Source organism: Paenibacillus sp. GCM10028914 (genome assembly GCF_042666275.1).
Lineage (GTDB): Bacteria > Bacillota > Bacilli > Paenibacillales > Paenibacillaceae > Paenibacillus_AQ.
Genome location: NZ_JBHTFO010000015.1, coordinates 89,002 through 103,976, shown reverse-complemented (window position 1 = coordinate 103,976; position 14,975 = coordinate 89,002). Strand labels below are relative to the sequence as shown.

General features: G+C 45.4%; 12 protein-coding genes. All 12 read right to left on the bottom strand.

Features of this window, described 5'->3' with window-relative positions; all coding sequences use genetic code 11:
* Window positions 1–25: 25 nt before the first annotated feature.
* Window positions 26–682 (bottom strand): YdcF family protein, encoded by a 657-nt coding sequence (locus ACFQV5_RS13970; protein WP_379247795.1) that lies wholly within the window; start codon window positions 680–682, stop codon window positions 26–28.
* Window positions 682–1,239 carry a ribonuclease FAU-1 family protein gene (locus ACFQV5_RS13965; RefSeq protein WP_379247793.1) on the bottom strand — a complete coding sequence of 186 codons (558 nt, stop codon included), beginning with the start codon at window positions 1,237–1,239 and terminating at the stop codon, window positions 682–684. Before ACFQV5_RS13965 ends, ACFQV5_RS13970 begins: the two co-directional genes overlap by 1 nt.
* 118 nt (window positions 1,240–1,357) lie before the next feature.
* Window positions 1,358–4,033, bottom strand: coding sequence for a PBP1A family penicillin-binding protein (locus ACFQV5_RS13960; RefSeq protein WP_379247791.1), 2,676 nt, complete (start codon window positions 4,031–4,033; stop codon window positions 1,358–1,360).
* A gap of 152 nt (window positions 4,034–4,185) precedes the next feature.
* Window positions 4,186–4,422, bottom strand: a complete 237-nt coding sequence (gene hfq, locus ACFQV5_RS13955; RefSeq protein ID WP_379247788.1) for an RNA chaperone Hfq — start codon at window positions 4,420–4,422, stop codon at window positions 4,186–4,188.
* 19 nt (window positions 4,423–4,441) lie between these two features.
* Window positions 4,442–5,422, bottom strand: coding sequence for a tRNA (adenosine(37)-N6)-dimethylallyltransferase MiaA (miaA, locus tag ACFQV5_RS13950; protein WP_379247786.1), 981 nt, complete (start codon window positions 5,420–5,422; stop codon window positions 4,442–4,444).
* Complete coding sequence (locus tag ACFQV5_RS13945; RefSeq protein ID WP_379247784.1) at window positions 5,406–6,191, bottom strand: class I SAM-dependent methyltransferase; 786 nt, start codon at window positions 6,189–6,191, stop codon at window positions 5,406–5,408. The genes miaA and ACFQV5_RS13945 overlap by 17 nt, the downstream gene beginning before the upstream one ends.
* Window positions 6,192–6,209: 18 nt before the next feature.
* Complete coding sequence (gene mutL, locus ACFQV5_RS13940; protein WP_379247782.1) at window positions 6,210–8,192, bottom strand: DNA mismatch repair endonuclease MutL; 1,983 nt, start codon at window positions 8,190–8,192, stop codon at window positions 6,210–6,212.
* A 42-nt stretch (window positions 8,193–8,234) separates the two neighbouring features.
* Window positions 8,235–11,015 carry a DNA mismatch repair protein MutS gene (mutS, locus tag ACFQV5_RS13935; RefSeq protein WP_379247780.1) on the bottom strand — a complete coding sequence of 927 codons (2,781 nt, stop codon included), beginning with the start codon at window positions 11,013–11,015 and terminating at the stop codon, window positions 8,235–8,237.
* Window positions 11,016–11,073: 58 nt separating this feature from the next.
* On the bottom strand, window positions 11,074–12,294 hold the full coding sequence (locus ACFQV5_RS13930) for a putative amidoligase domain-containing protein (protein ID WP_379247778.1): 1,221 nt from the start codon (window positions 12,292–12,294) through the stop codon (window positions 11,074–11,076).
* Window positions 12,295–12,416: 122 nt separating this feature from the next.
* The gene (locus ACFQV5_RS13925) at window positions 12,417–12,980 is read right to left on the bottom strand and encodes an outer spore coat protein CotE (RefSeq protein WP_379247776.1); all 564 of its coding nucleotides are present in this window, start codon (window positions 12,978–12,980) and stop codon (window positions 12,417–12,419) included.
* Window positions 12,981–13,119: 139 nt separating this feature from the next.
* Window positions 13,120–14,100 carry an aromatic acid exporter family protein gene (locus tag ACFQV5_RS13920; protein WP_379247774.1) on the bottom strand — a complete coding sequence of 327 codons (981 nt, stop codon included), beginning with the start codon at window positions 14,098–14,100 and terminating at the stop codon, window positions 13,120–13,122.
* Between the two features lie 103 nt (window positions 14,101–14,203).
* Window positions 14,204–14,968 (bottom strand): ABC transporter permease, encoded by a 765-nt coding sequence (locus tag ACFQV5_RS13915; protein WP_379248268.1) that lies wholly within the window; start codon window positions 14,966–14,968, stop codon window positions 14,204–14,206.
* Between the last annotated feature and the right edge of the window lie 7 nt (window positions 14,969–14,975).

The window sequence follows — 14,975 nt, the reverse complement described above, 5'->3', positions numbered from 1 at the left end:
TACAAACGGGTTATTAGAAGTTTCATCACTTCAAGCCAAGCTCGATTAATATTTTGTCTGCAGTCCATTTCGTATAAGCTAGAATCTCACGACTCTTATGTTTAACCATCGGAAGCACAGTTGACGTAGTGATAGACAGTTCTGGATTTTCATACTCAAGTGTCTTCGCCACCTCTAGCGATCTCGTACCATGATAATCATGGGTCACAATAATTGCTGTAGACCACCCATGCTCTCTCATAATCCGCTGGCTGAACAACAGATTTTCATAGGTGCTTGTCGCTTCATTTTCAAGGAAGATGTTCTCTTCCGGTACTCCAGCGTCAACTAGGTAATTCCGCATTCCTTCAGCTTCGGTATACTTTAATCCTGGCGCATCCAGACCACCCGTTACGATGATGGATTGATATAGTCCATCTTCATACAGTTTCAGTCCATGCTCTAGCCGCTCTCTAAGCCCAGGACTAGGCTCATCCCCCCACATCGAAGCACCTAGAATAATTCCCACATCCGCTTTATCCGTCACGGTACTTTCTGCTCTATTGATCTGATAATAAACATAAGCCGACCACAAGATCCCGAGCAGAACGATAGCTAACAGTCCGAATAAACTCCTTCTAATCCACACGTGGCTTTTAAAAGAATGTCGGCTTTTTACGCCAGAGTACATTTGATGACGCATTATTGTTTCCTCCTGAACTCTCCGTTATGAAACAATCGATCTCGATCCTCAAGAGACATCATAAAGTATGGAAATTCATGTGCGTCAATGGCCCTGAGTAAATTGCGGGCTGTAACCTTAGCTTGCCGATAGTCATCACGGGTGATATCGCTCCGCTGAAGCGCATCCTCTAATTCATCTTCATCCAGCAAGAATACCTCACCATTCTTGTTCACGACAACATCGAGATACAAATCATCAAACCATGGAACACCTTGATCCGTAACTCCCTGCTTCTTGCATATGTCTATGTACCACTGAACGATATGCCTTTTGTCATCGAACATAGCCGTCACAATAAAGTGACTATCCTTTGGATAATACTGTAACCAGGAATATCCCTTATCCGCAATGCGGTATGTATGCTGCCCGTAAGTTTTCCACAGCGGCTCTTTCAGGCCGTATATCGTATATAAGGTAAGATATCCTGTAAACCGTTCACATTCCACATAGCGGGAAGTGAAGTGCCGGCGGGTAATGCGGCGCCAATTCGCCCGGTCTCCGAATTTACGTTTCATGGAACTTTTCCTCCCCATATCGTAACCTCAGCTTACCACATTTAAGTTTCACACTCAAAAAAAAGAAGCCTCCGCATTTACGCGGAGGCTCCGTTATTAAACGGTGTAATAAACAAAACTACTCGTCAACTGAATTCTCTTGAGTTGTTGCCGGATCAACGGGTTCTTCATCATTCGGGGGCGTAGTACCCGGGACAGTCGTTCCATCTCCTGGACTTTCCGAACCACCGTCGGTACCGCCACCCGGATTCCCTGTGTCACTTCCGTTATCAGGACTGCCACTTCCCTGTCCGTTACCTTGATTTCCACCTTGGCCGTTACCGCTGCCTTGACCTGGAATGGTACCTTCACCACTTCCCTGGCCATTACCATTCCCTTGATCTTGACCGCCGTTACCTTGACCATTACCTTGGCCGGTTCCTTCACCGTTACCTGGCTCTTGACCCGGATTTTCGGTACCTTCACCAGGCACGTCTATAGGTGGAACAGGCTCATTATTGTCATCTGGTGTCTCTTCAGGCTCCTCCTCAGGAGGTGCGGCGCCAGTTATAACAATCTCAACTGTATTAGATGGTTCTGACTCCAAATCCTGAACAGGATCATAGGCCGCAACATAATAACTATACGTTAAACCTTCCATAGCAGTCATATCATCAAATGATGTAGCCGGCGTATCCTGAATACGTGTGTATTCAGCTTCTGAAGTCTCTTTCCGGTACACGCGATACTGAATTCCTTCTCCGTCTACTGCACTCCAGCTAAGGTTTACTTTATTGGTCTGTGCATCATAGGAACCAATCAAGTTCCTAACCGCTTCAAGCTCCTGCGGTTCTTCCTCCTCCGGAGGTGGAGCCGGAGCTTCGGTAGTAGGGAACGATTTCGCTTCATACCCCTGCACAGCTTTCTCCATAACCTTACCCCATAAAGCTGCGGCCATCGGACTACTTTGACGCAACATTCGCTCTGCGCTCGGCTCATCGTAGCCAAGCCATACAGCAGCGGTGAGTTCAGGCGTATATCCAGCAAACCACACATCACGAACTCCACTTACGCCACTAAGACCACTTTGAGTTGTACCGGTTTTACCTGCAACCGGACGACTGATTTTTGCGTTTCTGCCCGTACCGTCTTGAACAACTCGCTCCATCATTTTTGTCATCTCAGACGCCGTTTCAGCTGTCATGACACGTTCTTTGTTGTTTCCTTTATTCTCATGAATGACTTTGCCCTTACTATCCTTTATTTGCTTGATAGCGTAAGCTTCATTCAATTCACCGCCATTTGCAAAGGCACTGAATGCTTGTGCCATTTCAAACGTATTCGTACCGGTACTCATACCCCCTAGAGCAAGACTCAGGTTCTTGTCTTCCTCTCCTGCTTGAATGCCCAGCTTCTGGACAAATTCGAGTCCTTTACTTATACCGATTTTATTTAGCAACCATACAGCTGGAATGTTCTCGGAATTCTGAATAGCATCTTGCATACTAACGGTATCAGAATATCCATGTAAGTTATTCGGACAATAACTACCGAAACATTGCTTCTGGTTACTCAGTCTAGAATCCTTATTGTACTCTCCAGTCTCAAGAGCTGGTGCATATACAGCAATTGGCTTAAGCGCCGACCCCGGCTGACGACGGCTATCCGTCGCACGGTTAAATCCACCGCGCTGGTAGTCACGACCACCAGCCATCGCTACGATTCCACCGGTATGCTGATTCATAATAACCATAGACCCTTGAATGATCGCATCGCCTACGCCTTTTTCAAAATTGTCCGGATTATTAAACTCGGCTTCGAGTGCTTGTTGAGCGCCTGCGTCCATCGTTGTGTAGATCTGATAGCCACCGATGTTTAGATCATCCTCTGTAAGGCCCCACTTCTCTTCAGCTTCCTCCATCACATAATCGATAAAGGCAGTGTATTTCTGCTGTTTGACTGGTGGTTCATAAGCATAGTCCACTTTCTTCGCTTCTTCCGCTTCCTTCGCCGTGATGTAACCTTGTTGTTCCATCAGCGTTAACACGACAGCACGACGCTCTTTGCTTAGTTCTGGATTCTTCAGTGGATTGTATTTGGAAGGTCCTTTCGGCATGGCAGCTAAAGTTGCAATCTCCCACAATTCCAAATCATTCAGATCACTCTTACCAAAATAACGTTCAGAGGCTGCCTTTATTCCGTAATAAGGGCCCCCGAAGTTAATCCGGTTCAAGTACATTTCAATAATATCTTCTTTCGTATGATTCCGCTCTAGCGCCAGAGCAATGGATACCTCTGTTGCCTTACGGAAAAACGTTTTGTCCCGCGTTAAGAAAATATTTTTGGCAAGTTGCTGTGTAATTGTACTTCCACCTTCAACCATAGAACGGGCCATAATATCTTTGACAGCTGCGCGTCCAATAGACCAAATATCTACGCCACTATGCTCCCAAAAACGCTTATCCTCGGTTGCGACAAAAGCATCGACTAATAGTTTAGGAATATCTTCATATTCCACAGGATCACTCTTCTGAATCGAAAGCTCGCCCATCAGCGTCCCGCTTCGATCATATACTTTGGATGTTCCATAAGCTGTAAGCTTGTCCTGGTTTTCCTCCAACAGTTTTTCACCGCTGACCATGATGAACAAATAACCAGCCAATGCACAAAATATAGCGATAACCGCTGTGAAGAATAACGCCCAACCTATACGTTTTCCTCTTCCTTTTTTCTTCTTTTTTGATTTTGGAGATGTCTTAGGGGTCTCTTTGTTTTTATTCACCCTGGACATTTGATTTCGATCTCTACCAGACATAGTTCCCCTCCTGACTCCCTTAATGATTTACATGTTGCACGGTGGAATGAAAAGAACAACCTTCTCAGGTTGCTCCTCTGCAGTCCTATACAACTAAACGAATTATACACAAAAAAGTTTCAATTAAATCATCCCTGCTAAAAATAACCACTTTATTGCTCGTTGTTGTCCTGCATCAGGGAAACATTGCGCTGCGGCATGAACGTAGAGATGGCATGCTTATATACCATTTGTTGACGTCCGTCACTATCGATCACGATCGTAAAATTATCGAATGCTTTGATCGTTCCACGAATTTGAAAGCCGTTTGTCAGGTATACCGTGGCCGGAATGTTCTCTTTACGCAGCTGGTTCAAGAACGTATCTTGGATGTTTATGGACTTGTTCATTCGCCGTACCCCCAATGATTCAATTAGATTGTTTTGAAGTATATTCAATATTTGAGAGAAGCTTTCCTGCTATTATACCATGGATTTTTTCGTAATTAGCAGAAAAATTTTCAGAGTCGGTGACGTCTACCCACTCAATGTCTTTCATATGACGGAACCAGGAAAGCTGACGCTTAGCAAAACGACGCGTGTCTCGCTTTAGCAGTTCTACTGCTTCCTCATAGCTGTACTCGCCTTGAAGATACGACACGATCTCTTTATAACCTAGACCCTGCATCGATACGAGGCCTGGAGCAAACCCCTTATCCATAAGCTTGGCGACTTCATCAACAAGTCCCTGATGCAGCATCAAATCGATACGCTCTTCAATACGGTTATATAGCATTTGCCTGTCCATTGTCAAACCGACCAAGCAAAGATGGTAGGGAGACTCCTTCTTTTGAGAGGCTAATTGGGCTGATAAAGGCGTACCCGTCAAATGAAATATTTCTAAGGCACGCACGACCCGGCGCAGATCATTCGGGTGCAATCGAGCGGCACTTTGGGGATCAACCTCTTCCAGCTTATGGTGCAGGGCCTCAGCGCCATGAATCTCTGCGTATCTAAATTGTTCTTGCCTGAACTCTTCATCTGCGCCAGTTTCACTAAACTGAAAACCATAACATACGGATTCGATATAGAGTCCTGTTCCCCCTACGATAAACGGCAAGCGGCCTCGGTTTGTAATATCGCTGATCAACTGAGTACTCTGTTCCTGAAACTCGGCTACAGAATATGGATGATCTGGTTCATGTATATCAATTAAATGATGGGGAATTCCTTCCATTTCATCTCTTGATATTTTGGCTGTACCAATATCCATTCCTCGATAAACCTGCATAGAATCACCAGAAATGATCTCACAGTTAAATGATTTCGCAAGTTCAATACTCATTTTTGTTTTCCCCACAGCTGTCGGACCAATCAGCACAAGAAGATTCGGTTTAGTTTGTTCTGTCAATGGATATCACTCCGTACGTAATTTTCGATTGGCTCCGTTCGGGAACGGTAAAACCTAGTCGTGAGAATTCCTTACTTCCTCTTTTTTCCTTAAGCACAACCGTTTTGCGGGCAACCCGTACCGCTTCCCTAATACTTTGTTCATCCAGCGCTTCACCGTTAGCATAGTGCCTTAAGGGGTTGATGGAGGCAGATTCAGTTACCGGTTCTCGGAACATCGGGTCAAAGTAAACAATATCGACGCTATTGTCAGGTAAAGACTTCAAGTAATCCAAGTGGTGCCCATGCACAACATTAATTCTCCGCATCGCATCATCACTAGCTTTCAAATTACTTTGGTAGGACCTCAGTCCTTCCTTAAGAAACACATAGAGTGGGAATGAACATTCCAGTGCTGTTACACTCCCGCTCTCGCCACCCTTTATGGAGAAGACAAGAGAATCTGCACCTAATCCAGCTGTACAGTCAAGAACCGAGTCTCCCTCTTGCATTTTTGTCGCCTCAAGCATCGGGTCTGGATCCCCTCGTAAAACCCGTTTTAAGCGGACATATCCCATACTGGGATGAAACTCTAAGACAGCTCGATTAGGACCTCCTAATCGTACATGACCGTCCAATACAACCAGAACATCCTCATCTCCGGTTTTTAAAGCAAGCCGTCTTAGCGATTGGCCGCCGCGAGTAACGTACCTGCAGCCCACTTCCTCCGCTAAAGACTTGGCCCTTTCAACGAGAGCAGGCGCCTCTGCCTCTCCAGTAGTAATAATCATAATTTCCTCCTTGCTGCTTTACATAACACGTTTGAACATTTTCTCAAGATCATAGCTGGAGAAAGAAACAACGATTGGACGACCGTGTGGACAGGTATATGGCTGCCGGCAGGCAGCTAGACGCTCAATTAATGTTCCTGCTTCCTGCTCCGTAAGCTTTTGATTGGCTTTAATCGATGCTTTACACGAGCATAATATAGAAGATGTTTCCCGCAGCTTCGCCAGATCGATGTTTCGTTCACTAAGCACCCATTCCGCCATCTCTTCTATGAGCTCTTTCTCCTCGCCTTTCGGAAACCAGAACGGATGGGATCGCACCAAGAAGGTCTGACCTCCGAAATGCTCTAAATATACACCCACCTGCTCGAACCAATGCAATCGTTCTTTTACCTTTTCCGACTCGGAAGGAGTGAATTCCAAAGTAATGGGGATCAGCAGTTCTTGCGAAGCATCAGCTGGTTTCCCAAACTTTTCATAATAATATTCATAGTTAATCCGTTCATGTGCAGCATGCTGATCGATCAAGTATAGACCGGTGTCATTTTGCGCAATCAGATATGTGCCATGATGCTGTCCGATGATGGACAGTTCTGGAAATGGTGGAATCTCTGGAGCCGTTCCTCCTGCTCTCTGAATCCATTCTTGAGTCATGCCAGGTTTATTATTTATCGCTTTCTTCTCATAACGAGAATCTGGCCGATAATCCGTTGTTGCTCCTGACTCACGCATCTGAAATGAGCCAGGTTTAGGTGAAACACCGCTCACTCCACTATATCCTTTTGACTCCGAATTATTGGAAAACTCCGCAAGTCCAGAAGATCTTTGGATTAGATTGTTAGAACCTATACCTTCAAATTGAGCCGCTGAATTCAAAATATTCCCTTCAGGATTTCTCTGGACAGACGTATTCTCCGGACTGGCTTCGGAACTGCGTTTAGAGAAGTGGAACTGTTCCTGAATAAATGCATTACCTTCTTTACCAATGTTTTGCTTCACTGGTCGAGGAATAAGCACATCCTGCATTAAAACTTTTCGTATTTCTTCTTCAGCGAACGCCATTAGCTCCGGCTCTTTACTGAAACGGACTTCGAGCTTCGATGGATGAACGTTCACATCTACGAGTGATGGATGCATATTCAACTGCAACACAATCAGCGGAAAACGATTGATCGGAAGGAGCGTGTGATATCCCCGCAAAATAGCTTGATTTAAACCGTAGTTCCGGATGTAACGACCATTAATTATAAACGACATAGCATTCCTATTTGCTCGCGTAATGTCTGGTCGACTAATGTAACCTGATAAGGTGTAATCCATATTCTCAGCTTGTATCGGCATCATAGCTTTCGCAGCTTGAGTACCGTAGATTGCTGCAATAACTTGAAGGAGATCTCCATTGCCAAGAGTCTGAAGCAGTGCATTTCCGTTATGACGAACGGTAAATGCTATTTCCGGATGAGATAACGCTAGGCGATACATATAATCCGAAATATGTCCTAGCTCCGTCTGAATAGTCTTCATATACTTCAGCCTTGCCGGAGTGTTATAGAACAATTCCTTCACCAAGAAATCTGTTCCTTTGGGTGCAGCAGTATCCTCATTGACCTTCAAATTCCCGCCTTCGATCTCGAGCACTCTTCCCCTGCCGTCCTCGGAGTTTGAGGTAACCAGTCTGACCTTGGATACAGCGGCTATCGAGGGGAGCGCCTCTCCCCGGAAGCCAAGACTCGTTATATGAAACAGGTCTCGTCCCTGCGAGATTTTACTTGTTGCATGACGATAAAAGGCTGTCTCACAATCCTCTGGATCAATACCAGCTCCATTGTCAGTCACCCGTATACTTAACAGGCCTCCCTCTTCTACAGCAACATCTATTTTGGTGCTCCCCGCATCAATCGCATTTTCCACCAGCTCTTTTACGACGGAGGCAGGTCGCTCCACCACTTCACCGGCTGCGATTTGGTTGGCGATATGCTCGTCCAATATGTGTATTTTAGCCATGTTACCTACCTCCGTTAATCAATTGCAAACTTTGATTACACATTACAAATGATTTGCCTTTATTCTTAGTTCATTTAAGAACTGCATAGCTTGTAGTGGGGTCATATTCATAACATCCACTGATTTTACCGCCTCGATAATCCCCATCACTTCAGGATTCACCTTAGAAGATGCAGCTGAACTGCTCTCCGAGTTCGATGAAGATGACTTCACCGTCTGGGACTCTTCATCTCCGAATATAGACAACTGAACAACAGCACTACCGGTTTGGAAGGAGACATCATCATTTTGTTCCGAACGAACGTCCCCAGAATGAATGTGATTATTTGGGCCGATATATGCTGCTTTATTTTCTTGAGTGACTGACTCTTCAACAGAGCGTACGCTAGAGGATGCTGAAGAAGTATGACTCTCCCCTGTCACCGCAACCAGCGAAGCTTGCTCCAGTCCTTGAAGCAGTCCGTACGCCCGCTCTGTAATACTGCTAGGAAGTCCTGCTAAGCGAGCACAGTAAATACCGTAACTGCTATCTGCAGCCCCTGGAATGAGCTTTCTAAGGAAGTGAACCTTGTCGCCACTCTCCTGAACCGCCATCGAGTAATTCTTCAAACCTGTCAGGCTGTCTTGGAGATGAGCAAGTTCATGAAAGTGGGTCGAGACAAGTGCCTTGCAACCAATATGATCATGTACATATTCAATAACTGCCTGAGCAATGGCCATACCTTCACTTGTTGAAGTACCTCGTCCAAGTTCATCAATGATAATCAAGCTTCGAGGAGTTGCTTTTTCCGTCATGACTTGAATATCTGCCATCTCTACCATAAAAGTACTCTGACCGCCAATCAAATCATCTGCAGCACCAATTCGAGTAAAAATACGGTCAACTAATGGCAGCACTGCAAGGTCAGCTGGAACAAAACAACCAATCTGCGCCATAATAGACACCAGTGCCACTTGACGCATGTATGTGCTCTTCCCCGCCATATTAGGGCCGGTGATTAGTAAAATAGATGATCCTTCTTTTTTAAGCTCCGTTCCGTTAGCAATAAAGGAACTATCCTTCATTACGGCCTCCACTACGGGGTGGCGACCGCCCTCAACGACCAGATCATATCCTTCACTAAGCTCAGGTCTCACAAAACGGTGCTCTGCACTAACAGCTGCAAGCGACTGATAGACATCAATCTCCGCGATCTTCTCAGCAAGCTGCTGAAGTCTAGCAATCTGCGTGTTGAGCTTGTCCCGTAGCTCGATAAACAGAGTATATTCAAGATCCACCATCTTTTCCTGCGCTTCCAGAATAAGTCCTTCCTTCTCTTTCAGTTCAGGAGTTACATATCTTTCGGCGTTGGCCAGCGTCTGTTTACGCTCATATCTGCCTTCAGGGAGTGCAGCAATATTGGATTTCGTTATTTCGATATAATAGCCAAACACCTTGTTATAGCCAATCTTCAAAGACTTGATTCCAGTAACATTCCGCTCTCTAGCTTCTAACTCGGCGATCCAACGCTTACCGTTCGTGCTCGCTTCTCTTAATTCATCAAGCCGTTCATGATAACCTGGCTTGATGATACCTCCATCTCTAACCGACACAGGTGGTTCATCTACAATGGACTCTTCGATAAGCTCGCATAAGTCATCACATACGTCTGTAGCCTCAGCCAACTTCTGGAGTGTTACAGATCCTGACTCAGCACACAAGCTCTTGAGAGCTGGTATTTGACGCAGCGATAACTTCAAAGCGTTCAAATCTCTTCCATTTGCGCTGCCGAAAGCAATCCGTCCGACCAATCGTTCCAGATCATATATCTCCTTCAGAGCCATCCGTAAGTCTTCACGGAGTATGTACTGGTTATATAGATGGTCTACTGCGTCAAGACGCTCTTCAATACGGCTACGCTGCAAGAGCGGTTTATCAATTCGGCGTCTCAACAAACGAGCGCCCATTGATGTTTCTGTACGGTCAAGCAGCCAGAGAAGTGATCCTTTCTTGGACCGCTCTCTGACCGTTTCCACCAATTCCAGGTTACGCCGAGTAAATGGATCGAGCACCATGTACTGTCCAGGTTCATAGGAAGAAATCTGTGTGAGTTGTCCCAAGGAACGTTTTTGCGTCTCACTCAGATATGCAATCAACATGGATACACATGCTCTTCTTTCATCATCTAATCTCGCCCAAGCAGGTTCCCCGAACTGAGTACGAACCAGATTATCATCTCGCCGTTCCCAAGATGTGTACACAACTGGGCGACTTGACACTAGCGCCTGTGAAGAAACGATCTCTAGCAAGTTATCGTCCCCTATAATCTCAGAAGGCTCATAAATGCCAATTTCATCACGCAGCCACTCTTCTGAAGAGGGCACGGATGTTACATAGAGTTCTCCTGTAGATAAATCGCATGCTGCTAATGCTGTAAGACCGCCATAAGCTGTTATACAGACCATATAGTTATTAGACTTGTCGTTGACTACTTTACCATCCATGATCGTCCCTGGCGTGACTACACGGACGATCTCGCGCCTTACCATACCTTTAGTAGCAGAAGCATCCTCCATTTGCTCACAAATGGCTACTTTGTACCCTTTTTCAATCAGCCGCTGAATATAGCCTTCAGCCGAATGATACGGTACGCCGCACATCGGAATTTTCTCTGAGCCACCACCTTCTCGGCCCGTTAGCGTAATTTCAAGTTCTTTGGACGCCAGTACAGCATCCTCGAAAAACATCTCGTAAAAATCTCCTAAACGGAAAAAAAGAAACGCATCCTGCGCTTGTTCCTTAACACTTAAATATTGTTCAATCATAGGCGTATATTTTGCCATGAGTTACCTCCATGCCGTTTCTAGCTTGACCTCTATTATAACAGAAAAAGTTAGAAGGTCACGGCACGGCCGGAATATTCCAAAGCGACCTTATATCACGGCTTTCATCCCAAGTACATCCATCCCTGATATGCTCAAATATCTGATCAATCACCTTACTGTATGCAGCGTAATTAGGTAGGAGCGTGAAATCCTGATGCAGCTTTATAGCGACTTCCCTTAACACCGCTGGCCTTCCTTCATAATAAGCCTTATGATACCTCTCACGGTTCAGTGGCCTAGCTCGAAGGATGTCATGATGGAGAATGATCAGATGAGCCATATAAAGTGTAGCCTTGGTAATTAAAGGTGATACCAAAAAGCTTGGGAGCGTGCGATATTCAAACCCTCCGTATGGTTGACGTCTAAAATCTCCAAGAAATCCGTATCTTGGCCTGCGCCCTCGCCCCTTTGGATCTTCAAGGATTGCCAATGGGAGTGCCAAGTAATTGTCCAGACACTGTATTACTGACAAAGTGAGAGGAACACCACTGAAATGAATATGCCCCCCTAGCGGATATCCAGGAGCAGGAAGTCCCCCGGCCTTCCATAGAAGCGAATGATCTGTTATAAGTCTAGAGGCTTCATATAGAGTCTGGCGCATGGCTCTCAATAATCCATCCGGATCAGGGTATGGTGGCGGCCGAAGCTCACCTAGAGGATAACTCACTTCATCGCCATCACGAACGGCATCGCTACCAGCTGTACCATTTCGCTCTAAGTATAAAGAAGCGGGAACTACACGTCCGTCCTTACTTACAAGAATAAACTCTGGATCCATTCCCATCAGAATAACCGATTGTTCCATCTTGAATTGCTGCAAATCGTTTTGTTGCTGTTCAGCTCGAATTGCTTCATGCGACCCTTTTTTATCGATAATAATCTCTTCTACAGCGTAACGCCGACCTGGAAGAGCCGCGATTTCAACCTCTCCAGAATCTATGCCCAGCGTGTACAATGCGCGAATAGCCGCCTTCTCCATCCGTTTACGGAGACCGTCTTCAACTCCATCCTGAACCAAGCCGATCTTGCCGCCTCCTCGCATAGACTGCATCACTGCTGCTGAACTCAGTCCCCTAACCTTTACTCGGTATCTAGCTGTATATCGTCCCGTATCATCGATTTGCTTGCGAAGAATACGACTTGGTATACCCGATCGCTTTAATCTGGCATTCATTGTTTCTAGCGTGAACATTTCTTTGGAATACAAACCGGTTAGATCATCAAGTACCCTTGCCAACTTCAAGCCCTCCCGAGTCCTCTATATATACCTAAAGAATTATAAAAAAAGAGGGCGTTTGCCCTCTGCAAAGCCGCCCCCACTGCATATGCTATACTAAGTTGCCGGCGGGGAGGTCTGGCTTACAGTTCATCCTCCAGATCCTCGAACTCAAGATCCGCGTAATCCCCATCTTCCCCACCGATGAAATCAAATTCTTTGTCCTCATAATCACCGTGATTATGTCCGCACACCTTAACCATCACCTTCGTCTCAGCAATCAGCTCTACAGAGTACTCCCGCTCAACACGCAGAATTACACTTTTTCCGTTAGAGGAAACGCTAGCTTCCACACAGCTTGGTTCCTGCGTCGCTTCCGCGGATACTTCTACCGTAGATGCCCGGTGCTTGGGATCCAGATAAGATAGAGGCACGCGTTCTACATAAGATACCGTCTCTTTCGCCACATCGGTCTGAGAATTTTTGTCATAGGAATACCAGATGTTAGCATCGTAAGTACCAATAACTTCAATTCCGTCTCCGGCGGCAACCGCCTCATACTGATGATTTATAATCCAGGCCCCCAAAATACTGGTTGGATTATTGGGCGGAGTCACGGTATGTGTTACGGTAGAGAACTTACGACCTTTGCCGCAGACTGCCTTCGTAATGATCTCTCTACATTGGTGTTTACTACTCAATGACATCTTCGAACCTCCTCCATACGATCATTCCATACATGTGTATGCAGGAGATGGGCGAATGTTGATGAAGTGGTCCAAATAAATTCATATGATGCTAAAAATAGCAGAAAAAGATTACAAAAGTTAGAAATTGTTTCGTAACCTATACTCTATCTTTCATCCGATCAGGGTTGGTTCTGCTTGTTGGAGCTTTGTTTTTCTTGGATATATTCAAAAAATACTCTAGCTCACGACATAGCTGTAATATTGCAGAACGTATTTCAAATTCTTCCCGCGTATGGGGTAAATCCATCTCTCTGAAAATAAGCTGAAGCTCATTCAGCAGTTTCTCAGTCTTCCCCGTATATTCTTCCGTAACAACGTCCTCGCTTAACTGATCGAATAAATTGGCCGCTAGCTCTCCGTGCGTTAGCCGCTCATAGACCTGAGAGATCAAATGCATCATCGCCTGAATGTTCTCCATCTGCTCTTTTCGCATATAAAAATATACATTCCAAGCCACATCTGGCTGCAGCATCTGATTCTCCAAGAAACGATTACTTTCCTGAACACCTCGCTCTACTGCCTGATTCGCTTCAATCAACTCTTTACCGTCCCATACATGGTCTGGTTCACGCAGCGTACGTGAAATATGTTTGAAAATAACCGAGAACAGCCCGTCCACTTCACGACGAATCTCCATTAGACGGCCTTCACCCTTAGGCATGTACGCCAAATTAACTAGAACAGCCGAGCCAAGCCCGATCACGAGCAATTCCATTTGGGTTATGAAAATATCCATACTAATCTCTTCCGCTCCAAATACGCGAAAAACAACGACCGAGCTTGTAACAATCCCCTCTTTAAAGTTTGCCTTCGATATAATAGGAAATCCAAGGAGGATGTATAGCGCAAGCACCCAGTAATGAAAACCGAGGAAATGAAACAGGACGAACGCTAACAGCAGCCCAAGTATGGATGCAAACAGACGTGCAGATACGGAGCGTAAACTACGTTTTCGCGTCACATCCACGCCCAGAATCGCCAGCAACCCCGCCGAAGTTGCACCCGGAATATTTAATGCATCGGTAACGAGGATGGCAAGCATCGTCGCTACCGCCGTTTTAATAATTCGAAAACCCATGAGCAACCCTCTCTTATGATCAACATGTACTCATGGTATCCGATTTGATCTGCATGAACAACTCGATTCCTCACTATGGCTTGTATTCAACTACTCTGCAAAGTTATCGATGCTTAAGTAATCTTTTCTCTATATACACAACCATCTGGTACATTGCCGTTGCGACAACCGCAATGATCAACAAACTCGACAATACGAGTGTAAAGTTAAACACCTGGAAACCGTACATGATCAAATATCCCAAACCAGATTTTGCCACAAGAAATTCTCCGACAATTACACCAACCCAGGCCATCCCAACGTTTACCTTTAATGTTGACACAATGGCCGGAAAAGATGCGGGCAGAATAACACGTTTAAATACCTGTGACTTAGAGCCGCCAAATGTCCGAACGACTTTGATCAAGTTAGAATCCACCTCAGAAAAGCTATTGTATACCACTAGTGTCGTCACAATAACGGTAATAGAAAGTGTTGTCACAACTATCGCCGTAAAGCCAGCTCCAAACATTACGATAAATATCGGACCTAGTGCTACCTTCGGCATACTATTAAACACGACCATATAGGGATCTAACACTCTATTCAGGAAAGGCGACCACCATATCAATACAGCGAGCAGTGTTCCTAACAAAGTACCAAGGAGAAATCCGACAGCAGTCTCCCCTACCGTCACTCCTAAATGCTCCCATAGATCTCCTGAAACCATATCCCCCCATATGTTCGCAAAGATCTTGGTTGGATAACTGAATAAAAGTACATCGATCCATTTTGATCGTCCCGCCAGCTCCCAAAGCGCAAAGAAAAGGAGTAAGAGAGCTGTCTGAACCATAATGACATGATTCCTGACTTTACGTTTATGTTTCATATGACGA

Bases quoted from the DNA above. Each gene is read 5' to 3' on its own strand.
- ACFQV5_RS13960 (WP_379247791.1), bottom strand. From the start codon at position 4,033: ATGTCTGGTAGAGATCGAAATCAAATGTCCAGGGTGAATAAAAACAAA.
- ACFQV5_RS13920 (WP_379247774.1), bottom strand. From the start codon at position 14,100: ATGGGTTTTCGAATTATTAAAACGGCGGTAGCGACGATGCTTGCCATC.
- ACFQV5_RS13915 (WP_379248268.1), bottom strand. From the start codon at position 14,968: ATGAAACATAAACGTAAAGTCAGGAATCATGTCATTATGGTTCAGACA.
- mutL (WP_379247782.1), bottom strand. From the start codon at position 8,192: ATGGCTAAAATACACATATTGGACGAGCATATCGCCAACCAAATCGCA.
- mutS (WP_379247780.1), bottom strand. From the start codon at position 11,015: ATGGCAAAATATACGCCTATGATTGAACAATATTTAAGTGTTAAGGAA.
- hfq (WP_379247788.1), bottom strand. From the start codon at position 4,422: ATGAACAAGTCCATAAACATCCAAGATACGTTCTTGAACCAGCTGCGT.
- ACFQV5_RS13945 (WP_379247784.1), bottom strand. From the start codon at position 6,191: ATGATTATTACTACTGGAGAGGCAGAGGCGCCTGCTCTCGTTGAAAGG.
- ACFQV5_RS13970 (WP_379247795.1), bottom strand. From the start codon at position 682: ATGCGTCATCAAATGTACTCTGGCGTAAAAAGCCGACATTCTTTTAAA.
- ACFQV5_RS13965 (WP_379247793.1), bottom strand. From the start codon at position 1,239: ATGAAACGTAAATTCGGAGACCGGGCGAATTGGCGCCGCATTACCCGC.
- ACFQV5_RS13925 (WP_379247776.1), bottom strand. From the start codon at position 12,980: ATGTCATTGAGTAGTAAACACCAATGTAGAGAGATCATTACGAAGGCA.